This is a genomic window from Janibacter sp. Soil728 (genome assembly GCF_001428305.1).
GTDB lineage: Bacteria > Actinomycetota > Actinomycetes > Actinomycetales > Dermatophilaceae > Janibacter.
The window spans coordinates 669,115-695,024 of record NZ_LMRZ01000004.1; the positions used below are offsets into that span (position 1 = coordinate 669,115).

Here is a 25,910-nt window from a genome sequence, read left to right on the forward strand (position 1 = left end):
CCTGTGGTCATGGAACTCCGTCGCCTCGGTCGCTCTGGTCTGTCCGTCTCCGTCGTGGGGCTGGGGTGCAACAACCTCGGCCGCAACGGTGCGGTCACGCAGACCCAGGCAGGGACCGACGCCGTCGTGCACGCGGCGCTCGATGCCGGGATCACCCTCTTCGACGTCGCCGACACCTACGGCGCGGAGCCGGGGCTGTCCGAGACGATGCTCGGCAAGGCACTGGGCCGCCGTCGGGACGAGATCGTGCTGGCGACCAAGTTCGGCATGGACGTTCGGGGAGCCAACGGCGTCGACTTCGGGTCCCGTGGCTCGCGCCGCTACATCACGACCGCTGTCGAGGCCTCGCTGCGGCGCCTGGGCACCGACCACATCGACCTCTACCAGTTCCACTCGCCCGACCCGCTGACGCCGATCGACGAGACCCTCGACGCGCTCGACGACCTCGTCCGCGCAGGCAAGGTGCGCTACATCGGTCACTCCAACCGGGCGGGTTGGCAGATCGCCGAGGCCGAGTTCGTCGCCCGCGCCCGCGGTGGCGCCCGCTTCATCGCGAGCCAGAACCACTACAACCTCCTCGACCGTCGGGCCGAGCTCGAGGTCACGCCGGCCGCTGAGGCCTACGGGCTGGGCGTGCTGCCGTACTTCCCGCTCGCGAGCGGGCTGCTCACCGGCAAGTACTCCTCGGGCAAGGCCCCCGAGGGCAGTCGCTTCACACACTCCCGTCAGTACATGCTGGAGCAGGCCGACCTCGACCAGCTGGGGGCCTTCGGTGACTTCGCCCGCGAGCGGGATCTCACCGAGCTCGAGGTCGCCTTCTCGTGGCTCGCCTCTCGCCCGAGCGTCAGCAGCGTCATCGCCGGAGCCACCAGCCCGGAGCAGATCCAGCAGAACGCGGCGGCCGTGAGCTGGGTGCCGAGCGCACAGGACGAGGCAGCGCTCGAGGAGATCTTCCCGTCGGTGCCCAAGGTCGCGCTCTTTTGAGCACTCCTCCGCTCGTCCTCGTGCAGGGACCCGAGGCCGTCCTCGCCGACCGGGCCATCGATCAGGTCATCGCTGACGTGCGCGTCACCGCGCCCGACCTCGAGGTCATCACCCTGCGGGCCGAGGGCTACGAGGAGGGCGAGCTGATGGTCCACGCGAGCCCCTCCCTCTTCGGTGAGGACAAGCTGCTCGTCGTGCGTGACCTGCACCAGGCGCCCGACGCGCTGCAGGTCGACCTGCTGGACTACCTCGCCGACCCCGCGGACTCGGTGACGCTGGTCGTCACCCATGCCTCGGGCAACAAGGGCAAGAAGGTGCTCGACACCCTCAAGAAGGGTGGGGCCCGGGTCATCGAGGCGCCAGCCATCAAGAGCGATCGCGACAAGGCGGACTTCGTCTCCAACGAGTTCCGACGGGCCCGCCGCAAGGCGGCGCCCGAAGCGATCCAGGCGCTCGTCGAGGCCGTGGGCAAGGACGTGCGCGAGCTCGCCTCGGCCTGCCAGCAGCTCGTTGACGACACGACGGGTGTGATCGACGCCGATGTCGTCGAGCGCTACCACGGTGGTCGCGTCGAGGCGACCGGCTTCAAGGTCGCCGATGCCGCCGTTGCCGGTCAGACCGGTGAGGCGCTGCGCCTGCTGCGGCACGCGGTCAATGTCGGTGTCGACCCGGTGCCCATCGTCGCCGTCCTGGCCCAGCAGCTGCGGCAGCTGGCGAGGGTCGGGGGAGCGGGGCGCGGCCGCAGCGCCGACCTCGCCCGAGAGCTCGGCATGGCGCCCTGGCAGGTGGACAAGGCGCGGCGCTCGCTCCAGGGATGGGGCGGGGACGCCCTCGGACGCAGCATCCAAGCGGTCGCGGCTGCCGACTTCGAGGTCAAGGGGGGCGGGCGCGACCCCGTCTACGCCGTGGAGAAGGCCGTCCTGACGATCACGCGAGAGCGCAACGGTGGCTGACGCCGAGCGTCACCAGCAAGCCATGGTTTTGGCCGGGGTGCCCCACCGCTGCTAGATTGAACCTTCGCGTGCGCGCATGGTCGTGCGCGCATCGCAAGCAGCATCCAGGGCGACTCTCCCACGGTATCCCCACGCCGGTCCCGAGCCGCCTTGCCGCCCTCTAACGGCAAAATTTTCGACGACCAAGAGAGACATTCCTGTGGCAAACATCAAGTCCCAGATCAAGCGCGTCAAGACCAACGCCGCCCGGACCGAGCGCAACCGCGCCGCCAAGTCCGAGCTGCGTACGTGGATCCGCAAGGTCCGCACGGCCATCGACGCCGGTGACGCCGAGGCGGCCAAGGCCGCGCTCGTCACCGCGAGCGCCAAGCTGGACAAGGCCGTCACCAAGGGCGTCCTGCACGCCAACCAGGCGGCCAACAAGAAGTCGCGTCTGGCCAAGCGCGTCAACGCTCTCTGAGCTGACCGCCAGCTGGACCTCGAAGGGGGTCGGTCACCATCACGGTGACCGACCCCCTTCGTCATGCCGTGAGGGATGCGCATCCCCTTGAGGTCGAGCGGTCACACGGGGTCGTCGTCGTAGTCCCGGCCCTGCGCTACCGCTCGCACGGCTTCCGCGACCGCAGCGAAGATCTGCTCGTCGAGGACCGCACCGGCACGGCGCACCGCTGAGGGGTCGACCCTCAGCACCCGGTTGACCCGGGCCTCGCTGCGGCGGCCCTTGCTGTCCCAGGCCCCCGCGCCGACGTCGATCCACTGGCGGCCCACGGAGGTCTCCTGCTCCTCGTCGAGGTCGTGGTCGGAGCTGCTCAGCTGCAGGGCCAAGAGCCAGTCGCCGTCCCGTCCGACGAGCAGGACCGGCCGGTCCTTGCCCTGGCCGTGGTCCTCCTCGTAGGGAACCCAGGCCCACACGACCTCGCCGGGTGACGGCGCCGGGTCGTCGGGCGTCGGGGCCCACTGCAGCTCAGGGGTGCCGGTGAAGTCGCCGGGATAGTCGCTCATGTCGACCACGCTAACCACGTGAGGGGGCGCCTCGGCCCGGTGCGGGGCGAGGATTCCGGGCCGACGCCTCCGCATGGGAGGATGGGTCGAGCCCTGTCCCGTCGAACCCCGAGGTCCGCCACCCGTGTCACCCCAGGCCCGTGAGGCCCTCCAGCCCAATGCGACTCCACCGGAGCGGATCCGCAACTTCTGCATCATCGCGCACATCGACCACGGCAAGTCCACGCTCGCCGACCGGATGCTCCAGATCACCGGTGTCGTCGAGGCGCGGGCGATGCGCGCGCAGTACCTCGACCGCATGGACATCGAGCGTGAGCGCGGCATCACCATCAAGTCCCAGGCCGTGCGGATCCCGTGGGAGCAGAACGGTGAGACCTTCTGCCTCAACATGATCGACACCCCGGGGCACGTCGACTTCACCTACGAGGTCTCCCGGTCGCTCGCCGCGTGCGAGGGCGCCGTCCTGCTCGTCGACGCCGCGCAGGGGATCGAGGCACAGACCCTCGCCAACCTCTACCTGGCGATGGAGAACAACCTGACGATCATCCCGGTGCTCAACAAGATCGACCTGCCGGCCGCCCAGCCGGAGAAGTACGCCGAGGAGATCGCCGGGCTCATCGGGTGCGAGCCCGAGGACGTCCTACGGGTCAGCGGCAAGACGGGCGACGGGGTCGAGGAGCTCATCGACGAGATCGTCGCCAAGCTGCCGCCCCCGGTCGGCGACCCCGATGCGCCCGCCCGAGCGATGATCTTCGACTCCGTCTACGACAACTACCGCGGCGTCGTCACCTATGTGCGGGTCGTCGACGGCGACCTCAACCCCCGCGAGAAGATCGTCATGATGTCGACGCGGGCGACCCACGAGCTCCTCGAGATCGGGGTCAGCTCCCCGGAGATGCACGCGAGCAAGGGACTTGGCGTCGGCGAGGTCGGGTACCTCATCACGGGCGTCAAGGACGTGCGTCAGTCCAAGGTCGGTGACACCGTCACCAACGCCGGCAAGCCTGCGAGCTCGGCCATCGGTGGCTACAAGGACCCCAACCCGATGGTCTTCTCGGGGCTCTACCCGCTCGACGGCAGCGACTACCCGACCCTGCGTGACGCCCTCGACAAGCTCAAGCTCAACGATGCTGCCCTGGTCTACGAGCCGGAGACCTCCGTCGCTCTCGGGTTCGGCTTCCGCTGCGGCTTCCTGGGTCTGCTGCACCTCGAGATCGTGCGCGAGCGGCTCGAGCGCGAGTTCAACCTCGACCTCATCTCGACCCAGCCCAATGTGGTCTACGAGGTCACGATGGACGACGGCTCCGAGATCATCGTGACCAACCCCAGCGAGTTCCCCTACGGCAAGGTCTCCGAGGTGCGTGAGCCGGTCGTCAAGGCCACGATCCTCGCGCCGAGCGAGTTCATCGGCGCGATCATGGAGCTGTGCCAGTCCAAGCGCGGTCAGCTCGGCGGCATGGACTACCTGTCCGAGGACCGGGTCGAGCTGCGCTACACGCTGCCGCTCGCCGAGATCGTCTTCGGCTTCTTCGACCAGCTGAAGTCCAAGACGCGCGGCTATGCCTCGCTCGACTACCAGGAGTCCGGTGACCAGATCGCCGACCTGGTCAAGGTCGACATCCTCCTGCAGGGCGAGGCCGTCGACGCCTTCAGCGCGGTCGTCCACAAGGATCGGGCCTATGCCTACGGCAACATGATGGCTGGCAAGCTCAAGGAGCTCATCCCGAGACAGCAGTTCGAGGTGCCGATCCAGGCCGCCATCGGCGCCCGGATCATCGCCCGCGAGACCATCCGCGCCATCCGCAAGGACGTGCTGGCGAAGTGCTACGGCGGTGACATCTCCCGCAAGCGCAAGCTGCTCGAGAAGCAGAAGGAGGGCAAGAAGCGGATGAAGAACATCGGCACCGTCGAGGTCCCGCAGGAGGCCTTCATCGCTGCTCTCTCGTCCGACGAGGGTGCCGTGGACAAGGCCAAGAAGTGACCGCGTGCGACGCCACGACCGGTACCAGCCACAGCGAGTCGATCCGGGTGTCCCTGGAGCCCGAGGCGCTCTACGACGTGGTCGCGGATGTCACGCGTACGGGTGAGTGGAGCCCGATCTGCGCGTCGTGCGAGTGGGACGACGCCGAGCAGGCCGGCCGGGTGGGGGCCACCTTCACCGGGCACAACGTCACGCCCGAGCGGTCGTGGACGACCCGCTCCCACGTGGTCGCGGCCGAGCGTGGCCGCGAGTTCGCCTGGGTCGTCGGCGACGGGTTCGTCCGGTGGAGCTACCTGCTGACCCCGGTCGACGGCGGCACCGAGCTGACCGAGACGTGGCACTTCCTGCCGGCCGGGAGAGCGATGTTCCACGACAAGTTCGGGGAGCAGGCCGACGCCGAGATCGCCTCTCGCACCGCGCAGGCGCACGCGGGCATCCCGCAGACCCTCGCGGCGATCAAGGCCATCGTCGAGTAGCTGCGGCAGTACCGTCGAGGTGTGGACTCCTTCGCCGAGGCATCCCTCCCCGGTGGCCTGACCCCCTTCGTCGAGTCGATGGTCGGGTACCGGATCACGGGCGCTCGGCCGGGAACGCACATCGGGATGCCCTCCGACACGATCACGCTCGTGCTCTCCCTCGACGCCCCGCTCGACCTCGTCGGCGCCGACGGGCGTGCAGGCTGCCACGACGCGGTGATCGCCGGGCTGCACACCGGGCCGGCGCTGATCCGCCACGACGGGAGCCAGCACGGGGTCCAGCTCGACCTCACCCCGGCCGGTGCCGCCCTGCTCCTCGGCGGGCCCGCGGGTGAGCTCGCCGGCACCTGCGTCGACCTCGATCTCGTCGTCGGGCCGAGCGCCCGGCGGCTGCACGAGCGGCTGTCCGAGAGCGAAGGGTGGAACTCCCGGTTTGCGCTCGTCGTCGAGGCGCTCTTCGCCCACCGTGAGGCGACGCGGCAACCGCGCCCCGAGGTGGAGCACGCATGGCGCCTGCTGCGCCGCAGCCATGGGCAGGTGCCGATCCAGGTGATCGCCGCCGAGGTCGGCTGGTCCACGAGGCATCTGGGCACGCAGTTCCGCCACGAGTTCGGCCACTCGCCCAAGACCACCGCCCGGGTGATGAGGTTCCAGGAGAGCCGGCGGCTGATCGGTCAGGGCCGGTCCCTCGCCGAGGTCGCGTCGGCCTGCGGCTTCGTGGACCAGAGCCACCTCAACCGCGACTGGCTGGCCTTCGCCGGGACCTCGCCCACGCGGTGGATCCACGACGACGAGATCGCATTCGTCCAAGACGCGACCGCTGCCCGCGCGCCATCCTGAGGTCATGGACACCCACGAGATGGACTCCCGCACCGACCACGACATCTGGAGCGGCATCACCGCCACCGATCCGCTGGCCCTGCGCGCGTGGCTGCTCGCCCTCGGGTTCACCGAGGGGATCCTCGTGGAGGGCGAGGGCGGGATCGTGCAGCACAGCGAGATGCTCTGGCCCGAAGGGGGCCGGGTGATGATCTCCAGCGCCCGTCCGAACGACCCGCACTTCACGATGCCGGTCGGTGGGGCGATGCTCTACGTCGTCACCGACGAGCCGGACGCGGTGCACTCCCGCGCCGAGGCGGCGGGTGCCAGGTTCACCCGGCAGATGGAGGACAGCGACTACGGCTCGCGCGGCTTCAGCATCCTCGACCCCGAGGGCAACTCATGGAGCTTCGGCACCTACGCCGGGTAGCCGCGTGACGCAGCCGACGTCGTGAGGGCTTCCGGCGCAAGGCTGCCCGAGCCTAGGGTGCCTCCCATGGCCCAGCAGACCTTCGACCTCTACCAGCGCGTTGCCAAGCTCCCGGCGGGCAAGCGCATCTTCTCCCTCCTCTACAGCGTCAAGGCGCCGTACTTCGCGACCGTGCGTCCGCTCGTGCGCGAGGTCCGGCCCAACTACGCCGAGCTGTCGATCCGCAACCGCAAGCGGGTGCACAACCACATCGGCACCCTGCACGCGATCGCGGTGTGCAACGGGCTGGAGGCGGCGATGGGCCTGGTCGCCGAGGCGACCTGTCCGGCCGACAAGCGCTGGCTGCCCCGCGGGCTGCAGGTCAGCTACCTCGCGAAGTCGACGACCGACCTGCTCTGCATCGCCGAGACCGACCCCGCGCAGTGGGCGGCCACGCCGGGTGACGTGGACATCAAGGTCAAGGCCGTGCGCACCGACGGCGTGGTCGTGGTCGAGGGCGTCATCCCCGTCTACGTCACAGAGAAGCCGAAGAAGGCCTGACGCTGCGCCCGTCCGGGTTCCTCGCCTGAGGCTCAGGCCGTCAGGTGCACGCGCAGCGCCTCGACGTCGGCATCGGTCCATCCGCTGGCCGTGAGCCACCCGACCGCGCCGCCGTACCCCTCGTCGAGATGGGTGAGCACCGCCTCCATCGACTCCGCGCGGGGCAGCTGCTCCTCGAGGGTGTGCGTCGGCAGGGCGCGGTTGTACGGCTCGACCCGGACGAGTCGCTCCATGATCCGCTCCAGCCGCTCGGCCGTGCGCACGTAGTCGGAGATGATCTCCTCCTCCGGGACACCTGCGACGGACAGCGCCATCCCGACGACGGTCCCGGTCCGGTCCTTGCCGGCGGCGCAGTGGACGACGGCCCCGCCCGCGCTGTCCCGCACTGCCGCCAGTGCCGCAGCGACGGAGTCCGGTCGCTTGGTGAGGTAGCCGGTGTAGTGGCGTCCCCAGAACGCACCGTCGCGTGGCGCCGACTCCTCTTGCCCCCACCGCAGCGCGAGGGCCTCCTCCACGGTCTTGTCGGGGTCCTGGTCCTCGGCGAGCAGGCTGAAGTGGTGGTGCACCAGCGGAGTGGCCCGCAACGGGCCCTGCCCGGTGACCTCGTACTCGACATTGCTGCGAAGGTCGACCACGTCGGTCACACCGACCTCGTCGATGAGGCGGGCGACGTCCCCTTCGCTCAGGTCCTGCAGGTTGTCGCTGCGGATCAGCCGCCCCTCCCGGGTCCGCCGCCCGTCGCGGGTGGGCAGACCACCGAGGTCACGCATGTTGACGACGCCATCGAGGTCGATCCATCGGGTCATGGACCCACCGTAGCCACAGGGTGGGAGGATGGCCGCGTGCGTCCCCCCTTCGGCATCTACCTCCACGTGCCCTTCTGCACGGTCCGTTGCGGGTACTGCGACTTCAACACCTACACCGCCACCGAGCTCGGCCCCGTGGGCGGCGCGAAGGGAGCGAGCGTCGCGACCTTCGTCGACGCCGCGATCCTCGAGCTAGACCTCGCGCACCGGTCCGTGCCGGGTGCGCCGCCGGTCTCGACGATCTTCGTCGGCGGCGGGACACCGACCCTCTTGCCGCCGCAGGACCTCGTGCGCTTCGTCGACGCGGTGCGCGAGCGCTGGGGGCTGGCCGACGACGTCGAGGTGACGACCGAGGCCAACCCCGACAGCGTCACGCAGGAGTCGCTGCGGACCCTGGCCGAGGGCGGCTTCACCCGGGTGAGCATCGGCATGCAGTCGGCCGTGCCCCAGGTGCTCGCCACGCTCGACCGCACCCACGACCCGGCCAACGTCGCGCGGGCCCTGGCCGCCGCCCGCGCCGCCGGGCTCTCGGTGAGCCTCGACCTCATCTACGGCACGCCGGGGGAGAGCCTGGAGCAGTGGCGCACCTCGCTGGAGACGGCCATCGCCCTGGAGCCCGACCACCTCTCGGCCTATGCCCTCACCGTCGAGGACGGCACCAAGATGGCCGCCCGCGTGCGCCGGGGCGAGCTGCCGATGCCCACGGGCGACGACGAAGCCGACAAGTACGAGCTGGCCGACGAGCTGCTCGCCGCCGCCGGGTACGACTGGTACGAGATCAGCAACTGGGCGCGCACCGGGGCCGACCGCTGCCGGCACAACGAGGCCTACTGGCGCAGCCACGACTGGTGGGGTGTCGGGCCCGGAGCCCACAGCCACGTCGACGGTGCGCGCTGGTGGAACCTCAAGCACCCGGCGACCTGGGCCAAGGGTCTTGCCGAGGACCATCCAGAGGCCGAGCGCGAAGAGCTCACGCTCGAGCAGCGCGCCGACGAGGAGATCCTGCTCGGGGTGCGGCTGCGCGAGGGACTCTCGACCGATCTCCTTGGGGCAGAGGGGCGAAGGGCGGTTGCCGGGCTCGTCGCGGACGGCCTCGTCGACGGCCGTGCAGCGATTCGCGGGAGCGTCGTGCTGACCCGCCGAGGCCGTTTGCTCGCGGACACCGTCGTCCACCAGCTCATCGCTGGTGAGCCCGACCCCGTCGTGGTGAGCGATGCCTGAGGTGCCGCAGATCCCGGACCTCATCGCGTTCTTCGACCTGCTGGGGGTCCTGGCCAACGGCCTGCTCGGTGGTGCCGTCGCGCGCCGCTACCAGCTCGACCCGGTCGGCTTCACGGTGCTGGCGATCATCTCGGCCCTTGGTGGCGGGGCGATCCGCGACGTCCTGCTCAACGTGCAACCGGTGGCCCTGACCGACCTGCGGTATCTCACGGTCGCGCTCGTCGCCGCCGTCATCGCCTACCTCGTCCCGCTCGAGGGGCGACGCTGGCGCCAGACCTTCCCCTGGGTGGACGCGATCGCCCTGGGCACGTGGGCGGTCGTCGGTACGCAGAAGGCGTTGCTCCACGACATCCACTGGCTGCCGGCGATCCTGCTCGGTGTGCTCACCGCCTGTGGTGGCGGTGTCGTGCGCGACATGATGCTCGGCAATGTCCCGGTGATCCTGCAGCGTTCGGAGCTCTACGCCACGGCGGCCTTCGCCGGGGGAACCGCCCTGGTGCTGCTCCACCTGGCGACGGACGGCCCGTTGGCCTCGCTCGGCGCGCTGCTCGTCGGTGGCGGGGTCTGTCTGCTCGCCCGCAAGCGTGGCTGGATGCTGCCGACCGAACCCAGGTGGAAGCCGAGTCGGGTCCACCGCCGATGACCGGTCCTCGGACTGGGAGTGACTCACGGGTATCGGTGACGCACGATGAGGGCATGACCACGACTCGTACTGCCATCGTCACCGGAGCCGCCCGCGGGATCGGCCGGGCCATCGCCCTGCGCCTCGCCGAAGAGGGCCACCACATCGCCGTCCTCGACCTCGACGAGTCGGCCTGCCAGGTCGTCGTCGACGAGATCACCGAGGGCGGCGGCACCGCCCTCGCCGTCGGCGTCGACGTGTCCGACCCGGAGCAGGTCGAGTCCGGCGTCGCCCGCATCGCCGAGGAGCTCGGCGCTCCCACGCTGCTCGTCAACAACGCCGGCATCATCCGCGACAACATGCTCTTCAAGATGTCCGTCGACGACTGGGACTCCGTCATGGCGGTGCACCTGCGTGGTGCCTTCCTCATGACCAAGGCCGCCCAGGCGCACATGACGCAGGAGAAGTACGGCCGCATCGTCAACCTCTCCTCGACCTCCGCCCTGGGCAACCGCGGGCAGGTCAACTACTCGGCCGCCAAGGCGGGCATGCAGGGATTCACCAAGACGCTGGCCATCGAGCTCGGCAAGTTCGGCGTGACCGCCAACGCCATCGCCCCCGGGTTCATCCAGACCGACATGACGGCTGCGACCGCCGAGCGCATGGGTGTGCCCTTCGAGGACTTCCTCGCCCACGCGGCCAAGGAGACCCCGGTCGGCCGCGTCGGCCAGCCCGAGGACATCGCCGCGACCGCGGCCTTCCTGCTGTCCGAGGAGGCCGGCTTCGTCTCCGGCCAGGTCATCTACGTCGCCGGTGGCCCGCGCGACTGATCGCCTCACCCGTTGTTACGTGCGGGTACGACGACATGTTTCGGTGAAGAGCACAGGGAGAACCCCGGATTTCCGGGGTTCTCCCTTTCACGTTGTCCGGAGCGTGTAGTCGTACCCGCAAGTAACTTCCTGAGCGCTCCAGTCGAGGTCTCCTCGCCCAGAGACCGAGGAGACCCCGGTCGGCCGCGTCGGCGGCGCCGTCGTTGCCCTTCACCCGAAGTGGGGCTACTCCGGCGCGGTCACGAAGTCGATGAGCTCCTCCACGCGCCCGAGCAGCGCGGGCTCGAGGTCGGCGTAGGAGCGGACGGTTCCGAGGATCTGCTTCCAGGCCCGGGCGATGTCGGCCTGCGTCTCGTTGGCCCAGCCCAGGTGCGCGCAGATCCCCTTCTTCCACTCCACGGAGCGGGGGACCGTCGGCCAGGCCTCCATGCCCAGGCGCTGCGGCCGCACCGACTGCCACACGTCGACATAGGGGTGCCCGACGACGAGCACGTGGTCGGGCGCCACCTTGTTGGCCTCGGCGACGATGCGCGACTCCTTGCTGCCGGGCACGAGGTGGTCGACGAGCACACCCATCCGTCGGCCGCGGCCGGGGGAGAAGTCGCGGATCGCGGCGGCCAGGTCGTCGACCCCGTCGAGTGGCTCGACGACGACGCCCTCGACACGCAGGTCGTGACCCCAGACCTTCTCGACGAGCTCGGCGTCGTGCCGGCCCTCGACGAAGATCCGTGACGCGAGAGCGACCTTGGCCTTGCCGTCGTGGACGGCGACCGACCCGCTCGCCGTGCGCGAGGACTGCTGCTGGGCGGTGGCGAGTGCTGCGCGCTGGGCCCCCTTGGGCGCGGTGAGCGAGACCGGGCGCCCGTCGACGTGGAAGCCGGGGCCGAGGGGGAAGGCCTTGACCCTGCCCCGGCGGTCCTCGAGATGGACGACGTGCACGCCGCCGGACTTCTCCACCGAGACGACGGCGCCGACCCACCCGGTCTCGACGTCCTCGACGACGGTCCCGCGGGTGGCCTCCAGGGCCCGGGATGTGGGTCGCGACAGCCTCCCCTTGGACTTCCAGTCGCCGGAGAGGACATCCTTGCCATATCGATCGCTCACGCTGGGACCGTAGGCGCAAGTGTGGCCCGCCGCGGGGTCGGCACGCCGGATTTGAGGGGAATGCCTGCGACGGTCGTAGACTTGGCACTCAGGTGGACCGAGTGCCAGCGGTCCGATCGCGTCTGTCGAAGGGAGGTCGGGATGAGCCAGGAGCAGCGCCGCATGGCCGTGCTGAGCGCCATCGTCGAGGACTACGTGCAGACCTCGGAGCCCGTCGGCTCCAAGGCACTGCTCGATCGCCACCAGCTCAACGTCTCCGCGGCGACCGTGCGCAACGACATGGCGGCTCTCGAGGACGAGGGTCTGATCGCCGCCCCGCACACGTCCGCCGGGCGCATCCCCACCGATGCCGGCTACCGCCTCTTCGTCGACCGTCTGGCGGCTGTCCGCCCGATGTCGAAGGGGGAGCGCGCCGCGATCACCGACTACCTGGAGGGCGCCGACGACCTCGACGTCGTCCTGGACCGCACCGTGCGCCTGCTGTCGACCCTGACCCGTCAGGTCGCGGTCGTGCAGTACCCGTCCCTCACCCGCAGCACGGTCAAGCACATCGAGCTCGTCCCGATGAGCGAGACCCGGCTCATGGTCGTCGTCATCATGGGCAGCGGTCGCGTGGAGCAGCGCATCATCCCGATCGGCATCGACTACATGACCCCAGACGGGGCTGCCGCACTGGCGAGCGCCCGTGCGCGGATCAACGCCGCGACCCGGGACCGGCGGTTGGCCGATGCCCTGACCTCGCTCGCGACCCTGCACGACGAGGACGCCGACACCGAGGACGCCCTCACGGCGGGTGTCCTGGCCTCGATCGAGGAGGCCCTGGCCGAGGAGCGCGCGACCAAGGTGACGCTCGCCGGCACGGCCAACCTGGCCCGCAGCTCCAGCGACTTCCCGATGACGCTCGAGCCGGTGCTCGACGTCCTCGAGCAGCATGTCGTGCTGCTCCGTCTCCTCAGCGCCGAGGCCACCCAGGACCTCTCGGGGGTCACGGTGCGCATCGGCTCGGAGAACTCCGTCTCCGGTCTGCAGAGCACCTCGCTCATCACCTCCGGCTACGGCTCCGGCGACGAGCAGGTCGGCGCCGTCGCGGTGCTCGGACCCACCCGTATGGACTACCCGGCGACGATGGCACAGGTACGCGCCGTCGCCGCCTATCTCTCGCGGATCGTGGACGCCTGACCGGCGCCCGCACCGCACACCCAGCACACCGAACCACGACCTACGAGGACGTCACGCGTGAACGACTACTACGAGGACCTCGGCGTCAGCCGCGAGGCCACGCCCGAGGAGATCAAGCGGGCCTACCGCAAGCTCGCCCGCACCCTGCACCCGGACGTCAACCCGGGTGCCGAGGCCGAGGAGCAGTTCAAGAAGGTCTCGCAGGCCTATGACGTGCTCTCCGACGACGCCAAGCGTCAGCAGTACGACCGGGGTGGCGATCCCTACGGCGGCTCCCACGACGGCTTCGGAGCCGGGTTCACCTTCAGCGACATCATGGAGCAGTTCTTCGGCCAGGGCGCCGGCGGCGGAGGCCGCGGCCCCCGCTCGCGCGCCTCGCGCGGGCAGGACGGGCTCGTCGGGCTCGAGATCGACCTCGCGACCGCCGTCTTCGGCGGCCAGGAGGACCTGACGATCGATACCGCCGTGGTCTGCACCGGGTGCTCCGGCGACGGTGCCCAGCCCGGCACCGGTCGCCGCCGCTGTGACACCTGTGGTGGCCGTGGTGAGATCCAGCAGGTCCAACGTTCCTTCCTCGGTCAGGTCATGACCAGCCGTCCCTGCCCCACCTGTCAGGGCTTCGGCGAGGTCATCCCCAACCCCTGCCACGAGTGCTCCGGCCAGGGCCGGGTCCGCAGCCGCCGCACGATGAAGGTCCGCATCCCCGCCGGTGTCGACTCCGGCACCCGCATCCACCTCGCCGGCGAAGGGGAGGTCGGTCCCGGTGGCGGTGGCGCGGGCGACCTCTACGTCGAGCTGCGCGTGGCCGATCACGAGACCTTCACCCGCCGCGGTGACGACCTGCACGCGTCCGTCGCGGTCCCGATGACGGCAGCCGCGCTCGGGGTGCAGATGAGCTTTGGCACCCTCGACGGCGAGCAGGAGATCACCATCAAGCGCGGCACCCAGCCGGGCGACACGATCGTCCTCGACGGTCTGGGGGTCACCCATCTGCGTCGCGAGGGCCGTGGCGACCTGGTCATCCACATCGACGTGCGCACCCCCACCAAGCTCGACGCCGAGCAGGAGCAGCTGCTGCGCGACCTCGCGCGGGCCCGTGACGAGGAGCAGCCCGACGGCGAGCTCGACGACGTCGACTCCGGCTTCGTCGGCCGCCTGCGGCACGCCTTCAAGGGCCGCTGAGCCAGCGTTGCCTCCGCACAGAGGCGACGCTGGCTCGGCGACCCGTGGAACTCAGCAGGCGTAGGTCTGGGCCCACCTGAGCTGGGACTTGAGCGTCATGTTGTCGCCCCAGTAATGGCCCGAGACGCACAACTTCTGCCACGTCTTCGATCCGACCCGTCCATCGACGACGAGGCCGTTCATCGACTGGTATTTCTTGACGGCCCACAGGGTCCGGGAACCGAAGGAACCGTCCCGTGCGATCACGGTGCCGATGTCCGAGCGTGTGTAGTAGTTGTGTGACGACGTGCTGATGAGCACCTGCATCGCCTTGATGCAGGTGCCGTACCCCCCGTACCCGTAGACGTTCTGGCGGCACGGAGCCGTGGCGGCTTCTGCGCTGGTTGTCATGGCGAACGGCGTGGTGAAGACGGCGATGGCACCCACGACAGAAATGGCCCTCTTGCGAAACATGGCAATCCTTTCCCCTGATGTTGTGGCCGCAGTTGATCACAGGTCCGGACAACGTGCAGGGGATGCGCGCGGGATGATGGACCCATGACCGCCCCGCTCTTCCTCGTCGACCCCGGAACCCTCGACGGCCTCGGGGTCGACGACGTCGTCGACCTGACCGGGCCCGAGGCGCACCACGCGGCCACCGTCGTGCGCCTGTCCGTGGGGGAGGAGGTGCTCGTCGCCGACCGGCAGGGTGCCCGCGCCCTCACCACGGCCCAGGCCGTCTCCGGTGATCTGGTACGGCTGCGGATCAGCTCGCGGGCCGACGAGCCGGCACCCTCCCTTCGCCTCGTCCTCGTGCAGGCGCTGTCCAAGGACGGGCGTGACGAGGACGCCGTCGAGGCCGCCACCGAGCTCGGCGTCGACGGGATCATCCCGTGGCAGGCCGACCGCTCGATCGTGCGGTGGAAGGGCCCCAAGGCGGACAAGGGGCTGCGCAAGTGGACCAATGTCATCGAGCGCGCCGCCAAGCAGTCGCGCCGAGGTCGCTGGCCGGTCCTCGAAGGGCTGGAGTCGAGCTCGACATTGGCGCAGCGGTGCGCGCAGGAGGGGGTCACCCCCTTCGTCCTGCACGAGGACGCCACCACCCCGCTGGCCACGGCCGCCCTGCCGAGCGAAGGGGAGGTCCTCCTGATCGTCGGACCCGAGGGCGGGATCTCGCCCCAGGAGGTCGACCGCCTCGTCGCCGCCGGAGCAACCCCCGTGCGGTTGGGCTCGCAGGTCCTGCGTGCCTCCACGGCGGGGCCGGCAGCCATCGCCGTCCTCAGCGCCGAAACCCGGTGGCGCTGAGCCCGTAGACTGGCGCCACGATGCCTCGATCAGACCCACCAGACCTGCGCGCCCTCGACGCGATCTCCGACGACCCGCGTGCCGCCGCCCCGGGCAACCCGGCCAGCGTCCAGCAGACCATCGTCATGCCGGACAACGTGCCCATGGTCAACCTCCTCGGCGCGACCGACGAGCTGCTGCGCACCATGGAGCGCTCCTTCCCCAAGACCGAGATCCTGGTGCGGGGCAATGAGTTCCGGCTCTTCGGCCCGAGCGGCGACCTCGAGGTCATCGACCGTCTCCTCGATGAGCTGATGGAGATCGTCGAGGCCGGCCAGCCACTCAACAAGGACGCCGTCGAGCGTTCGATCACCATGCTGCGCGGGCAGACCCGGGAGCGGCCCGCCGACGTGCTGACGATGAACATCGTCTCCAACCGAGGACGCACGATCCGCCCCAAGACGCTGGGGCAGAAGCACTACGTCGACGCGATCGGCGACAACACCGTGATCTTCGGTATCGGCCCGGCCGGAACCGGCAAGACCTACCTGGCGATGGCCAAGGCCGTCGCGGCGCTGCAGGCCAAGCAGGTCAACCGGATCATCCTCACCCGCCCGGCCGTCGAGGCCGGCGAAAAGCTGGGCTTCCTGCCCGGCACGCTGGGCGACAAGATCGACCCGTACCTGCGCCCGCTCTACGACGCGCTGCACGACATGATCGACCCGGAGACGATCCCGCGGCTGATGGCGGCCGGGACGATCGAGGTCGCTCCACTGGCCTTCATGCGTGGGCGCACCCTGAACGACTCCTTCATCATCCTCGACGAGGCGCAGAACACCTCGCCCGAGCAGATGAAGATGTTCCTCACCCGCCTCGGCTTCGGCTCCAAGATGGTCATCACCGGCGACACCAGCCAGGTCGACCTGCCCGGGGGCATGGAGTCGGGCCTGAAGGTCGTCCAGCGCATCCTCGTCGATGTCGACGACGTGCACTTCGCCCACCTCGAGGCCTCCGACGTCGTGCGGCACCGCCTGGTGCAGCAGATCGTCGGCGCCTACGACCGCTATGACGCCACCAGGGGGGACCACCGATGAGCATCGACGTGCTCAACGAGACCGATCACGACGTCGCGGAGGTCGAGTTCATCGAGCTCAGCCGTTATGTGCTCGAGCAGATGCGGGTCCACCCGCAGGCCGAGCTGTGCATCCGCTTCGTCGACGAGCCGACGATGACCGTCCTGCACGAGCAGTGGATGGATCTGGCCGGGCCCACCGATGTCATGAGCTTCCCCATGGACGAGCTGCGTCCGGGGCGTGAGGGCGAGACCTCAGCCGAGGGCGTCCTCGGCGACATCGTCGTCTGCCCGTCGGTCGCCGAGCAGCAGGCCGTGACCGCGGGTCACGCCGCCATCGAGGAGATGCTGCTGCTCACGACCCACGGGATCCTGCACCTGCTCGGCTACGACCACGCGGAGCCCGACGAGGAGAAGGAGATGTTCGAGCTGCAGCGTCAGCTCCTCCTGACCTTCCTGGCCAGCCGTGGCAGGGAGACCTCCGGGTGATGACCCTGATCATCGGCGCGATCGTCTCGATCGTCGTCGCCTTCGTCCTCACTCTCGTGGACGCAGCGATCGGGTCGGCGTCGCGGGTCGCCGCGGAGCAGGCGGACAGCGAGGGGCGAAGGGGGGCGCCCGCCCTCCGCGAGATCCTGGCCGACAGCGCCGGGCCGATCTCCGTCCTCGCCTTCCTGCGGGCCGTCGCCGAGGCGACCGCCGCGGTGCTCACCACCCTCGTCGTCGTCGAGGAGGTGGAGCGCACCTGGCTGGCGTTGCTCGTCTCCGCCGCGATCATGGTCGTCGTCACCTTCGTCCTCGTCGGGGTCTCGCCGCGCACCCTCGGGCAGCAGCACAGCACCCGGATCGCGCTGGCGGGGGCCCCCTTCGTCATCGGGCTGCGGCGCGTGCTCGGTCCGGTCGCGCGCCTGCTCGTGTCCTTCGGCAACGCCGTGACGCCCGGCGGGGGCTACCGCGACGGACCCTTCCGCTCGGAGGCGGAGCTGCGTGACCTGCTCGACCTGGCGGGGGAGTCCTCGATCATCGAGGACGAGGAGCGCGACATGCTCCACTCGGTCTTCGAGCTCGGGGACACGATGGCCAGCGAGGTGATGGTCCCGCGCACCGACATGATCACCATCGAGTCGGACAAGCCGGCGCGCAAGGGACTCAATCTCTTCATCCGATCAGGCTTCTCGCGGGTCCCGGTCGTCGGTGAGTCGAGCGATGACATCGTCGGCCTGCTCTACCTCAAGGACGTCGTGCGCCGGTTGATCGCCGACGACGACGCGCGCGACCTGCCGGTCGCGGCCCTGATGCGACCGGCCCCCTTCGTCCCCGAGAGCAAGCCGGTCGATGCCCTGCTGCGCGAGATGCAGCGCGACCAGACGCATGCCGCGATCGTCGTCGACGAGTACGGCGGTACGGCCGGTCTGGTGACGATCGAGGACATCCTCGAGGAGATCGTCGGGGAGATCACCGACGAGTACGACCGCGAGGGCCCCGGCGTGCAGGACCTCGGAGGCGGCCGCTACCGCGTCCCTGCAGGGATGCACATCGACGATCTCGGCGAGCTGTACGGCGTGGAGCTCGACGACGAGGAGGTCGACACGGTCGGCGGACTCATCGGCAAGGTCACCGGACGCGTGCCGATCATCGGCACCCAGTGCGTGGTGGGCAGTTTGACCCTCACGGCTGAGAAGATGTCCGGACGACAACACCGCATCGCCACCGTCATCGTCGAGCAGGTCTCCACGCAGTCGACGCAGGACGGGCGCGAGCACGAGGAGATCGAGGCATGACCGTGGACCAGCCGGACGCAACCCAGTGGCACGCAGGCTTTGCATGCCTCGTCGGACGTCCCAACGCGGGCAAGTCGACACTGACCAACGCCCTCGTCGGCGAAAAGGTGGCCATCACCTCGAGCAAGCCGCAGACGACGCGACACACCATCCGTGGGATCGTCACCCGGGATCACCAGCAGCTGATCCTCGTCGACACCCCGGGGCTGCACCGGCCGCGCACGCTGCTGGGTGAGCGACTCAACGACCTCGTGCGCGAGACCCTGCTCGAGGTCGACGTCATCGGTTTTTGTCTGCCCGCCGACCAGAAGGTCGGGCCGGGCGACACCTACATCGCCCGGGACCTGGCCGAGCTGCAGCGGGCCAAGCGTGTGCCGGTGGTGGCCATCGCCACCAAGAGCGACAAGGTTGACCGAGAGCGGCTGGCGGAGCACCTCATCGCCATCGACAAGCTGGGGGACTGGGCGGCGATCATCCCTTGCTCGGCCGTGCGTGGAGACCAGGTCGAGGAGCTCTTCGGTCTGCTGTGCGCTCACCTGCCCACATCGCCGGCGGCGCTGTACCCCGAGGGCCAGCTCAGCGACGAGGACGACGAGAAGATGATCGCCGAGCTCGTGAGGGAGGCGGCGCTCGAGGGCGTCCGCGACGAGCTGCCACACAGCCTGGCCGTGGTCGTCGAGGAGATCGTGCCGCGCGAGGGGCGACCCGAGAACGACCCCATGCTCGACGTGCGGGTCAATGTCTTCGTCGAGCGTGACAGCCAGAAGGCGATCATCATCGGCCGGGGCGGTTCGCGCCTGCGCGAGGTGGGCACGACGGCCCGGGCCGGCATCGAAAAACTCTTGGGGAGCAAGGTCTTCCTCGACCTGCACGTCAAGGTCGCCAAGGACTGGCAGCGCGACCCCAAGCAGCTGCAGCGCCTCGGCTTCTGAGGTCACGAGTCGGTTACGGGCATTTGGGTGAGACCCGCTCCGTGGGTCAAAGTGGATGGTTGGCCAGCATGCTGCCACTAGCGCTGCTGCTGATATTCAACGACTGATACTCGCAACGACCGAAACTTGGGAGGAGCGGCCCGGGCGGGCTCCTGACGCCGGGGCTTGACCCGACGTGACTGAACCTACGCAACCACCGATCTCCGGACCGCACGTGCCGCCACGCGACACACGACGCGTCGACCACCCGGCCCTCGAGCCGCGCATGATCGACAAGACCGACAAGCTCGGCATCGACTACATCGTCTTCGGCGTGACCGCCGTGCTCGCCATCGCCTTCGTCCTCTGGGGCGTGATCAGCACCGCATCGCTGGCCAGCGCCTCGGCCAGCGGGCTCGACTGGGTCGTGACCAACACGGGCTGGCTCTTCGCCCTGGCCTCGACCGGCTTCGTCTTCTTCGTCATCTGGCTGGCTGCCAGCAAGTACGGCAACATCCCGCTCGGCGCCGACGGCGAGCAGCCGGAGTTCAAGACCATCTCGTGGATCGCGATGATGTTCTCCGCCGGCATGGGCATCGGCCTGATGTTCTGGGGGGCGGCCGAGCCGCTCGCCCACTTCCTCGCCCCGCCACCCGGCACGGGCGCGGTCGGCAACGACCACGCGACCCGGACGGCGATGGCCACGACGCTCTTCCACTGGACCCTGCACCCGTGGGCCATCTACACCGTCGCCGGTCTCGCGATCGGCTACGGCGTCTTCCGCAAGGGTCGTGGCCTGACGATCAGCGCGGTCTTCGAGCCGCTGCTCGGCAAGCGCCGGGTCGAAGGTCCGGCAGGCAAGGTCATCGACATCTTCGCCATCTTCGCCACGCTCTTCGGGTCGGCCACCTCGCTGGGCCTGGGCGCGTTGCAGATTGCCTCGGGCGTCAAGATCATCGGCTGGGCCAGCGACGTCACCAACACCGTGCTCGTGCTCATCATCGTCGTGCTGACGATCTGCTTCATCTTCTCGGCCGTCTCCGGTGTGGAGAAGGGCATCCAGTGGCTGTCCAACACCAACATGGTGCTGGCCTTCATCCTGGCGGCCTTCGTCTTCGTGGCCGGACCGACGATCTTCATCCTCAACCTCGTGCCGACCTCGCTCGGTACCTACATGCAGCACCTCATGGAGTACTCCGCGCGGACCAATGCGCAGGGTGAGCCCGGCATGAAGGACTGGCTCTCGGGTTGGACGATCTTCTACTGGGCCTGGTGGGTCAGCTGGACCCCCTTCGTCGGCATGTTCATCGCCCGCATCTCCCGTGGCCGCACCATCCGCGAGTTCGTCACCGGCGTGCTGCTCGTGCCGAGCACCGTGAGCCTGGTCTGGTTCGCGATCTTCGGTGGTGCCGCCATCAAGGCGCAGCAGATGGGCGTGCCCCTGGACAAGTTCGACGGCGGCGAGGAGAGCACGCTCTTCGCGCTGCTCGACTCGATGCCCTGGGCAACCGTCACCTCGGTGCTCGTCATGCTGCTCGTCGCGATCTTCTTCGTCTCGGGCGCCGATGCGGCGTCGATCGTCATGGGCTCGCTCAGCGAGCACGGCACGCTCGAGCCCAACAAGTTCACGGTCGTCTTCTGGGGTGTCGCCACCGGTGCTGCCGCGGCGATCATGCTCATCATCGGCGGCGAGGACTCGCTGACGGGTCTGCAGCAGGTGACGATCGTGGCGGCGCTGCCCTTCGTGCTGATCATGATCGGTATGGCGGTCTCGCTGATGAAGGACCTCAAGACCGACCCGATGGCCGTGCGCGGCGCGTACGCCCGCGCGGCGCTCTCGCAGGCCGTCGTGGCCGGTGTCACCGAGCACGGGGACGACTTCGTCCTGTCGGTCGACCACGCCGCCCCCGGCGAGGGCATCGACCGGGACAAGGTCGCACCGCTGACCACCGAAGCAGCCGCCCCGGCGGCCCCCGAGGATGGACGCCAACCGGCAGACACGCAGGCCTGATCTGGCCCACCTCGTGTCCGGGGCCTGAACACCGATGTTGGTGTTCAGGCCCCGACGCCTATCCTTGGGGCATGCACATCGGAGTCTTTGGAGCCACCGGCCAGGTCGGAAATGTCATGCGAGCGCTGCTCGAGGAGCGGAATTTCCCCGTCACCTCGATCCGCTACTTCGCCTCTGCGCGGTCCGCCGGGACGACCCTGCCCTGGAAGGACCAGGAGGTGACGGTCGAGGACACCGAGACCGCCGACTTCGCTGGTCTGGACCTCGCGCTGTTTTCCAACGGCGGAACGGCGAGCAAGAAGTGGGCGCCCAAGGTCGCTGCTGCGGGCGCCACCGTCATCGACAACTCGAGCGCCTGGCGCAAGGACGACGAGGTCCCGCTCGTCGTCTCCGAGGTCAACCCGCAGGACACGGCTGATCTGCCCAAGGGCATCATCGCCAACCCCAACTGCACGACCATGGCCGCGATGCCGGTGCTCAAGCCGCTGCACGACGAGGCTGGCCTGGTCGCCCTTCGCGTCGCGACCTACCAAGCCGTCTCCGGCTCTGGTGGCGCCGGTCTGACCGAGCTCGACAGCCAGCTGCGCGCCGGCTACGCCTCGGGTGACCCCAAGGACCTCGCGCTCGACGGGTCCGCCGTGACCCTGCCGGCCCCTCAGGTCTACGAGGTGCCGGTCGGCTTCAACGTCGTCCCGGTCGCCGGGTCCATCCAGGACGACGGCACCCTCGAGACCGACGAGGAGCAAAAGCTGCGCAACGAGTCGCGCAAGATCCTGCACATCCCCGAGCTGCGCGTCTCCGGCACCTGCGTGCGCGTGCCCGTCTTCACCGGCCACGCGCTGGCGATCCACGCGGAGTTCGACCGCGCGATCACCCCTGAGCGGGCCAAGGAGATCCTCGAGGCCGCTGACGGCGTCGTCGTCACCGACGTGCCCAACCCTCTCGAGGCGGCTGGCAAGGACGACGTCTTCGTCGGCCGCATCCGGGCCGACCAGTCCATCCTCGATGGCAAGGGGCTGACGCTCTTCGTCGTCGGCGACAACCTGCGCAAGGGCGCGGCGCTCAACGCCGTGCAGATCGCCGAGGCGATCGCGCTGCGTGCGCCGTCGATCGCCTGACACCGCCCGCGCAGCGTAGGTCGTCCGCGGCCGTAGCCTCGACAAGACGGCGAAGGGGGCCGCTCACCATCTCGGTGAGCGGCCCCCTTCGCTGTGGGTGACCGTGTGTCTCACATGCGTCAACACACAACCATCCGGTGTCAGCGCGGCGGCTTGACCGCCAGGACCGGGCACGCGGCGTCGAGCAGGATCCGCTGCGCCGTCGAGCCGAGCAACAGCTTGCCGACCGGGGTGCGGTGACGCAGGCCGATGACGATGAGCGAGGCGTCGACCCGCTCGGCCTCCTCCAGCACGAGGTCGGCGATGTCCGGCCCCATCGGTTGGGTGATCTCGTGCTCGACGCCCGACTCCTCCAGCCGGCGCTGCAGGTCCTCGATGGTGGTGCCGGTGCCGTAGCGCGTGTCGACGAAGGCGTCGCCCTTGGTGGCGTTGACCAGGAGCACCGACTCGCCGCGCAGCCTGGCCTCGGCCAGCCCGCGCTCGAGGGCCTGGGTGCTGGCCGGCTCCGGGGTGAAGCCGATGACGATCGTCATGCTGATACCTCCGTGGTGGTGTCCTTGCGGCCGCGGACGGCGCCGGTGACCGCCATGCCGATCGCGCCGAGGGCGATGATGGCGTAGACGATGATCGCGGTGGGCTCGCTGACCAGGCCGCTCCAGTCGCCGCTCGACAGGAGCAGCGTCTTGCGCAGCCTTTCCTCGACCAGGGGGCCGAGGATGACGCCGATGATGAGCGGCAGCACCGGGACGCCGAAGCGGCGCATGCCCAGGCCGACGAGGCCGAAGAAGAGCAGCAGCGCCAGGTCGAACCACTGCAGGTTGACCGCCAGCGCGCCCAGCGAGGCGAAGAAGAGAATGCCCGCGTAGAGGTAGGGCCGCGGAGTCTGCAGGAGCTTGGCCCACAGCGGCGCCAGTGGCAGGTTGAGCACGAGCAGCAGGAAGTTGCCGATGAAGAGACTGGCGATGAGTGTCCACACGAGCGTGCTCTCCGACTCGAAGAGCGCCGGGCCGGGCTGGATGCCGTAGCCCATCATCGCCGCGAGCATGATCGCCGCGGTCGCGTTGGTCGGGAGCCCCAGCGCGAGCATCGGCACGAGCGTGCCTGCGGCAGAGGCGTTGTTGGCGGCCTCCGGTCCGGCGACGCCTTCGATGGCGCCGTGGCCGAACTCCTCCGGGTGCTTGGACAGCTTGCGCTCGGTGACATAGGACAAGAAGGTCGGCAGCTCGGCGCCACCGGCGGGGACGGCGCCGAAGGGGAAGCCGAAGGCGGTGCCGCGCAGCCAGGGCTTCCACGAGCGCTTGAAGTCGTCCTTGCCCATCCACGGCCGACCGACGGGGATGATCTCCTGCGGTCGACGCCGCAGGAAGGCCGCGACCCACAGCGCCTCGCCGATGGCGAAGATCGCCACGGCCACGACGACGATGTCGATGCCGTCACCCAGGAGCGGGATGCCGAAGATCATCCGGCTCTGACCCGTGAGGGAGTCGATGCCGACGATGCCGATCGCGAGTCCGAGGAAGAGCCCGATGAAGCCGCGCAGCTTGGAGCTGCCGAGGACCGCGGTGACGGCGATGAGGGCCAGCACCATGATTGCGAGGTAGGACGGGTCGCCCAGCTTGACCGCCTGGACGGCGATCCAGGGGGCGAAGAAGGTGAGCAGGGTCGTGCCGATGGCACCAGCGATGAAGGAGCCGAACGCCGCCGTGGCCAGCGCTTGTGCGGCTCTGCCCGCCTTGGCCATCTTGTTGCCCTCGATGGCCGTGATGACCGACGAGGACTCGCCGGGGGTGTTGAGCAGGATCGAGGTCGTCGACCCGCCGTACATGCCGCCGTAGTAGATGCCGGCGAACATGATGAAGGCACTGGCAGGCTCGACGTTGTAGGTGATCGGCAGCAGCAAAGCCACGGTCATGGCCGGACCGATGCCGGGCAGCACGCCGACGGCGGTGCCCAGCAGGACGCCGACGCAGGCGAAGAGCAGGTTGGTGGGGGTGATGGCGGCACCGAAGCCGTCCATCAGGTTGTTGAGGTTGTCCATCAGAGGATCCCGTCCAGGATGCCCGCGGGGAGCGGGACGCCGAGGCCGACGTAGAAGGCGTAGAAGCTGCCGACCGACAGCGCGGTGCCGATGGCCAGGTCACGTAGCCAGGTGCGGCTGCCGAGGGTCAGGGAGCAGCCGGCGAAGAAGAGCGCGCCGGCGATCGTCCAGCCGAGCAGGTCGACGGTGGCGATGAGGAAGACGAAGACGCCCACGAGCTTGGCCACGGTGAGCCACTCGGCTCGTTGGTCGAGGTCGACGTCCTCACCCCCTTCCTCCTCGGGGATGGAGCCGCGCAGGATCGCGATGCTCAGCAGGGCAGCGGTGAGGTAGAGCATCGCCGCGATGAACCAGGGGAAGACCTTCGGTCCGACCGGGTCGGTCTCGGCGAAGTCGTTGCGCAGGCCGGCCGCGTCGACGACGAGGAGTGTCGCGACGACGACGAGGAAGGCCACGACGATGAACTGGGCCAGATCGCGCCGTCGCTCGGGGGTTGCAGTGGGTGGGGTGGTGGTCTGGATGGTGTCGCTCACAGCAGGCCCAGCTCCTTCAGGGTCGTCTCGACGCGCTCGTCCTGCGTGGTGAGGAAGTCGCCGAACTCGTTGCCGGTCATCCAGGCATCGGTCCAGTTGTTGAGCTTGAGGGCCTCCTGCCACTCCGGGCTGTCGTGCATCTGCTGCAGCAGCCCGATCAGCTGGTCGCGTCGAGCGGTGGGGATGCCGGGCGGCGCGAGGATGCCGCGCCAGTTGATGAAGGTCAGGTCGACGTCCGACTCCTTCAGCGTCGGTGCGTCGATGCCGGGCACCCGCTCCTCGCCAGAGGTCGCGAGGACCTTGACCTGCCCCTTCTTGATCTGCTCGGCGTACTCGCCGAGGCCGCTCATGCCGGCCTGGATCTTCGAGCCGAGCAGGGCCGGGAGGAGATCGCCGCCCCCGTCGTAGGTGATGTAGTTGACCTCGCGGGGGTCGATGTCGACCGCCTTGGCGAACTCCATGGGGAAGAGGTGGTCGGGGCCGCCGGGGGAGGAACCGCCGCCGATGCTCACGGCCCGGGGATCCTTCTTCCACGCGTCGATGAGGCTCTTGATGTCCTTGTGCGGCGAGTCCGCCGGGACGATGACGCCCTCCGACTCCTGGATGAGGCGTGCGAGCGGGGTCATGCCGGAGACGCGGGCCTGCGACTTGTTGGTGAAGGTCGCACCGACGACACCCAGGCCCATGGCCATCATGAGGTCCTCGTTGCCGCGCTCGTTCGCCAGCCGCGCCATGGCGACCGTGCCACCGGCGCCGATGACGTTGAAGACCTCGAAGCGGCTCGTGATCTCGGTGTCCTCCATGACCCGGACGGCGGCCCGGCCGGTGAGGTCGTACCCGCCGCCGGGGGAGTTGGGGATCATCATGCGCAGCCGGGTGGAGCCGGCGTCGTCACCTCGGGTCACTCCGCACGCAGCGAGCGAAGGGAGGGCGAGGGCGCCGAGGGAGGCCAGCAGCAGGGTGCGGCGTCGGGGACCGGGGGACATGTCGGGCACGCCTTCGTGTGGATGGTGAAAGATGGGCACGCCCGATGGTGACCTCTCGCTGTGCCCCG

At 69.3% G+C, this 25,910-nt stretch carries 28 protein-coding genes; 20 read left to right on the plus strand and 8 right to left on the minus strand.

The window, feature by feature from the left end; all coding sequences use genetic code 11:
• Positions 1–9 precede the first annotated feature (9 nt).
• The 3 genes from ASG73_RS09980 to rpsT all read left to right on the plus strand — a co-directional run bounded on the left by ASG73_RS09980 (position 10) and on the right by rpsT (position 2,397).
• Positions 10–984 carry an aldo/keto reductase gene (locus tag ASG73_RS09980; RefSeq protein ID WP_055994609.1) on the plus strand — a complete coding sequence of 325 codons (975 nt, stop codon included), beginning with the start codon at positions 10–12 and terminating at the stop codon, positions 982–984.
• Positions 981–1,937 carry a DNA polymerase III subunit delta gene (holA, locus tag ASG73_RS09985; RefSeq protein ID WP_055994094.1) on the plus strand — a complete coding sequence of 319 codons (957 nt, stop codon included), beginning with the start codon at positions 981–983 and terminating at the stop codon, positions 1,935–1,937. Before ASG73_RS09980 ends, holA begins: the two co-directional genes overlap by 4 nt.
• A 199-nt stretch (positions 1,938–2,136) precedes the next feature.
• Positions 2,137–2,397 carry a 30S ribosomal protein S20 gene (rpsT, locus tag ASG73_RS09990; RefSeq protein ID WP_055994097.1) on the plus strand — a complete coding sequence of 87 codons (261 nt, stop codon included), beginning with the start codon at positions 2,137–2,139 and terminating at the stop codon, positions 2,395–2,397.
• A gap of 101 nt (positions 2,398–2,498) precedes the next feature.
• Here the strand turns inward: rpsT and ASG73_RS09995 are convergent, their stop codons facing one another.
• Positions 2,499–2,939, minus strand: coding sequence for a type II toxin-antitoxin system PemK/MazF family toxin (locus tag ASG73_RS09995; protein WP_055994612.1), 441 nt, complete (start codon positions 2,937–2,939; stop codon positions 2,499–2,501).
• Positions 2,940–3,063: 124 nt separating this feature from the next.
• On the opposite strand from ASG73_RS09995, the gene lepA reads away from it, so the two are divergent.
• The 5 genes from lepA (at position 3,064) to ASG73_RS10020 (ending at position 7,185) form a co-directional block, all read left to right on the plus strand.
• Positions 3,064–4,920, plus strand: a complete 1,857-nt coding sequence (gene lepA, locus ASG73_RS10000; RefSeq protein WP_055994098.1) for a translation elongation factor 4 — start codon at positions 3,064–3,066, stop codon at positions 4,918–4,920.
• Complete coding sequence (locus ASG73_RS10005) at positions 4,917–5,396, plus strand: SRPBCC family protein (RefSeq protein ID WP_082567133.1); 480 nt, start codon at positions 4,917–4,919, stop codon at positions 5,394–5,396. Before lepA ends, ASG73_RS10005 begins: the two co-directional genes overlap by 4 nt.
• 21 nt (positions 5,397–5,417) lie before the next feature.
• Positions 5,418–6,236, plus strand: coding sequence for an AraC family transcriptional regulator (locus ASG73_RS10010; RefSeq protein WP_055994100.1), 819 nt, complete (start codon positions 5,418–5,420; stop codon positions 6,234–6,236).
• A 4-nt stretch (positions 6,237–6,240) separates the two neighbouring features.
• Complete coding sequence (locus ASG73_RS10015) at positions 6,241–6,645, plus strand: VOC family protein (RefSeq protein ID WP_200946745.1); 405 nt, start codon at positions 6,241–6,243, stop codon at positions 6,643–6,645.
• Between the two features lie 66 nt (positions 6,646–6,711).
• Positions 6,712–7,185, plus strand: coding sequence for a hotdog fold domain-containing protein (locus ASG73_RS10020; protein WP_055994102.1), 474 nt, complete (start codon positions 6,712–6,714; stop codon positions 7,183–7,185).
• A 32-nt stretch (positions 7,186–7,217) separates the two neighbouring features.
• Here the strand turns inward: ASG73_RS10020 and ASG73_RS10025 are convergent, their stop codons facing one another.
• Positions 7,218–7,991, minus strand: a complete 774-nt coding sequence (locus tag ASG73_RS10025; RefSeq protein ID WP_055994104.1) for a tyrosine-protein phosphatase — start codon at positions 7,989–7,991, stop codon at positions 7,218–7,220.
• A gap of 36 nt (positions 7,992–8,027) precedes the next feature.
• Here ASG73_RS10025 and hemW point away from each other — a divergent pair, with 36 nt between their 5' ends.
• The 3 genes from hemW to fabG are packed head-to-tail and all read left to right on the plus strand — an operon-like array spanning position 8,028 to position 10,664.
• On the plus strand, positions 8,028–9,212 hold the full coding sequence (gene hemW, locus ASG73_RS10030) for a radical SAM family heme chaperone HemW (RefSeq protein WP_055994106.1): 1,185 nt from the start codon (positions 8,028–8,030) through the stop codon (positions 9,210–9,212).
• Positions 9,205–9,855: a trimeric intracellular cation channel family protein gene (locus ASG73_RS10035; RefSeq protein WP_055994108.1), complete on the plus strand. Its 651-nt coding sequence runs from the start codon at positions 9,205–9,207 to the stop codon at positions 9,853–9,855. The genes hemW and ASG73_RS10035 overlap by 8 nt, the downstream gene beginning before the upstream one ends.
• 53 nt (positions 9,856–9,908) lie before the next feature.
• A complete protein-coding gene (fabG, locus tag ASG73_RS10040; RefSeq protein ID WP_055994110.1) occupies positions 9,909–10,664 on the plus strand; it encodes a 3-oxoacyl-ACP reductase FabG in 756 nt (251 codons plus the stop codon).
• A gap of 225 nt (positions 10,665–10,889) precedes the next feature.
• Here the strand turns inward: fabG and ASG73_RS10045 are convergent, their stop codons facing one another.
• Positions 10,890–11,768, minus strand: coding sequence for a DUF3097 domain-containing protein (locus tag ASG73_RS10045; protein ID WP_055994114.1), 879 nt, complete (start codon positions 11,766–11,768; stop codon positions 10,890–10,892).
• 141 nt (positions 11,769–11,909) lie between these two features.
• On the opposite strand from ASG73_RS10045, the gene hrcA reads away from it, so the two are divergent.
• Together hrcA and dnaJ are read left to right on the plus strand one after the other, a co-directional pair.
• Complete coding sequence (gene hrcA, locus ASG73_RS10050) at positions 11,910–12,947, plus strand: heat-inducible transcriptional repressor HrcA (protein WP_055994116.1); 1,038 nt, start codon at positions 11,910–11,912, stop codon at positions 12,945–12,947.
• 57 nt (positions 12,948–13,004) lie between these two features.
• Positions 13,005–14,129: a molecular chaperone DnaJ gene (dnaJ, locus tag ASG73_RS10055; protein WP_055994118.1), complete on the plus strand. Its 1,125-nt coding sequence runs from the start codon at positions 13,005–13,007 to the stop codon at positions 14,127–14,129.
• A gap of 51 nt (positions 14,130–14,180) precedes the next feature.
• Here the strand turns inward: dnaJ and ASG73_RS10060 are convergent, their stop codons facing one another.
• Positions 14,181–14,582, minus strand: coding sequence for a peptidoglycan-binding domain-containing protein (locus tag ASG73_RS10060; protein ID WP_082567134.1), 402 nt, complete (start codon positions 14,580–14,582; stop codon positions 14,181–14,183).
• An 84-nt stretch (positions 14,583–14,666) separates the two neighbouring features.
• Here ASG73_RS10060 and ASG73_RS10065 point away from each other — a divergent pair, with 84 nt between their 5' ends.
• From ASG73_RS10065 to ASG73_RS10095, 7 genes are all read left to right on the plus strand, one after another.
• Entirely contained in the window at positions 14,667–15,413 is a 747-nt protein-coding gene (locus ASG73_RS10065) for a 16S rRNA (uracil(1498)-N(3))-methyltransferase (RefSeq protein ID WP_055994121.1), read from the plus strand.
• A gap of 20 nt (positions 15,414–15,433) precedes the next feature.
• Positions 15,434–16,486 (plus strand): PhoH family protein, encoded by a 1,053-nt coding sequence (locus ASG73_RS10070; protein WP_055994123.1) that lies wholly within the window; start codon positions 15,434–15,436, stop codon positions 16,484–16,486.
• On the plus strand, positions 16,483–16,953 hold the full coding sequence (gene ybeY, locus ASG73_RS10075) for an rRNA maturation RNase YbeY (protein WP_055994125.1): 471 nt from the start codon (positions 16,483–16,485) through the stop codon (positions 16,951–16,953). Before ASG73_RS10070 ends, ybeY begins: the two co-directional genes overlap by 4 nt.
• Entirely contained in the window at positions 16,953–18,245 is a 1,293-nt protein-coding gene (locus ASG73_RS10080; RefSeq protein ID WP_055994127.1) for a hemolysin family protein, read from the plus strand. The genes ybeY and ASG73_RS10080 overlap by 1 nt, the downstream gene beginning before the upstream one ends.
• Positions 18,242–19,177, plus strand: a complete 936-nt coding sequence (era, locus tag ASG73_RS10085) for a GTPase Era (protein ID WP_055994129.1) — start codon at positions 18,242–18,244, stop codon at positions 19,175–19,177. The genes ASG73_RS10080 and era overlap by 4 nt, the downstream gene beginning before the upstream one ends.
• A gap of 265 nt (positions 19,178–19,442) precedes the next feature.
• Complete coding sequence (locus tag ASG73_RS10090) at positions 19,443–21,167, plus strand: BCCT family transporter (RefSeq protein ID WP_082567171.1); 1,725 nt, start codon at positions 19,443–19,445, stop codon at positions 21,165–21,167.
• A gap of 71 nt (positions 21,168–21,238) precedes the next feature.
• Entirely contained in the window at positions 21,239–22,285 is a 1,047-nt protein-coding gene (locus ASG73_RS10095; RefSeq protein ID WP_055994131.1) for an aspartate-semialdehyde dehydrogenase, read from the plus strand.
• 140 nt (positions 22,286–22,425) lie between these two features.
• On the opposite strand, the gene ASG73_RS10100 is transcribed toward ASG73_RS10095, so the two are convergent.
• The 4 genes from ASG73_RS10100 to ASG73_RS10115 are packed head-to-tail and all read right to left on the minus strand — an operon-like array spanning position 22,426 to position 25,842.
• A complete protein-coding gene (locus tag ASG73_RS10100; protein WP_055994133.1) occupies positions 22,426–22,818 on the minus strand; it encodes a universal stress protein in 393 nt (130 codons plus the stop codon).
• Complete coding sequence (locus tag ASG73_RS10105) at positions 22,815–24,323, minus strand: tripartite tricarboxylate transporter permease (RefSeq protein ID WP_055994135.1); 1,509 nt, start codon at positions 24,321–24,323, stop codon at positions 22,815–22,817. The genes ASG73_RS10100 and ASG73_RS10105 overlap by 4 nt, the downstream gene beginning before the upstream one ends.
• Positions 24,323–24,856, minus strand: coding sequence for a tripartite tricarboxylate transporter TctB family protein (locus ASG73_RS10110; RefSeq protein ID WP_235499409.1), 534 nt, complete (start codon positions 24,854–24,856; stop codon positions 24,323–24,325). Before ASG73_RS10110 ends, ASG73_RS10105 begins: the two co-directional genes overlap by 1 nt.
• Positions 24,853–25,842: a Bug family tripartite tricarboxylate transporter substrate binding protein gene (locus ASG73_RS10115; protein WP_055994624.1), complete on the minus strand. Its 990-nt coding sequence runs from the start codon at positions 25,840–25,842 to the stop codon at positions 24,853–24,855. The genes ASG73_RS10110 and ASG73_RS10115 overlap by 4 nt, the downstream gene beginning before the upstream one ends.
• Positions 25,843–25,910 lie beyond the last annotated feature (68 nt).

What these genes read in the sequence shown, in the direction of transcription:
- ASG73_RS09980 (WP_055994609.1), top strand. Translation starts at nt 10, where the DNA reads ATGGAACTCCGTCGCCTCGGTCGCTCTGGTCTGTCCGTCTCCGTCGTG.
- ASG73_RS09995 (WP_055994612.1), bottom strand. Translation starts at nt 2,939, where the DNA reads ATGAGCGACTATCCCGGCGACTTCACCGGCACCCCTGAGCTGCAGTGG.
- ASG73_RS10015 (WP_200946745.1), top strand. Translation starts at nt 6,241, where the DNA reads ATGGACACCCACGAGATGGACTCCCGCACCGACCACGACATCTGGAGC.
- ASG73_RS10020 (WP_055994102.1), top strand. Translation starts at nt 6,712, where the DNA reads ATGGCCCAGCAGACCTTCGACCTCTACCAGCGCGTTGCCAAGCTCCCG.
- ASG73_RS10025 (WP_055994104.1), bottom strand. Translation starts at nt 7,991, where the DNA reads ATGACCCGATGGATCGACCTCGATGGCGTCGTCAACATGCGTGACCTC.
- ASG73_RS10035 (WP_055994108.1), top strand. Translation starts at nt 9,205, where the DNA reads ATGCCTGAGGTGCCGCAGATCCCGGACCTCATCGCGTTCTTCGACCTG.
- fabG (WP_055994110.1), top strand. Translation starts at nt 9,909, where the DNA reads ATGACCACGACTCGTACTGCCATCGTCACCGGAGCCGCCCGCGGGATC.
- hrcA (WP_055994116.1), top strand. Translation starts at nt 11,910, where the DNA reads ATGAGCCAGGAGCAGCGCCGCATGGCCGTGCTGAGCGCCATCGTCGAG.
- ASG73_RS10060 (WP_082567134.1), bottom strand. Translation starts at nt 14,582, where the DNA reads ATGTTTCGCAAGAGGGCCATTTCTGTCGTGGGTGCCATCGCCGTCTTC.
- ASG73_RS10065 (WP_055994121.1), top strand. Translation starts at nt 14,667, where the DNA reads ATGACCGCCCCGCTCTTCCTCGTCGACCCCGGAACCCTCGACGGCCTC.
- ASG73_RS10070 (WP_055994123.1), top strand. Translation starts at nt 15,434, where the DNA reads ATGCCTCGATCAGACCCACCAGACCTGCGCGCCCTCGACGCGATCTCC.
- ybeY (WP_055994125.1), top strand. Translation starts at nt 16,483, where the DNA reads ATGAGCATCGACGTGCTCAACGAGACCGATCACGACGTCGCGGAGGTC.
- ASG73_RS10080 (WP_055994127.1), top strand. Translation starts at nt 16,953, where the DNA reads ATGACCCTGATCATCGGCGCGATCGTCTCGATCGTCGTCGCCTTCGTC.
- era (WP_055994129.1), top strand. Translation starts at nt 18,242, where the DNA reads ATGACCGTGGACCAGCCGGACGCAACCCAGTGGCACGCAGGCTTTGCA.
- ASG73_RS10090 (WP_082567171.1), top strand. Translation starts at nt 19,443, where the DNA reads ATGATCGACAAGACCGACAAGCTCGGCATCGACTACATCGTCTTCGGC.
- ASG73_RS10095 (WP_055994131.1), top strand. Translation starts at nt 21,239, where the DNA reads ATGCACATCGGAGTCTTTGGAGCCACCGGCCAGGTCGGAAATGTCATG.
- ASG73_RS10100 (WP_055994133.1), bottom strand. Translation starts at nt 22,818, where the DNA reads ATGACGATCGTCATCGGCTTCACCCCGGAGCCGGCCAGCACCCAGGCC.
- ASG73_RS10105 (WP_055994135.1), bottom strand. Translation starts at nt 24,323, where the DNA reads ATGGACAACCTCAACAACCTGATGGACGGCTTCGGTGCCGCCATCACC.
- ASG73_RS10115 (WP_055994624.1), bottom strand. Translation starts at nt 25,842, where the DNA reads ATGTCCCCCGGTCCCCGACGCCGCACCCTGCTGCTGGCCTCCCTCGGC.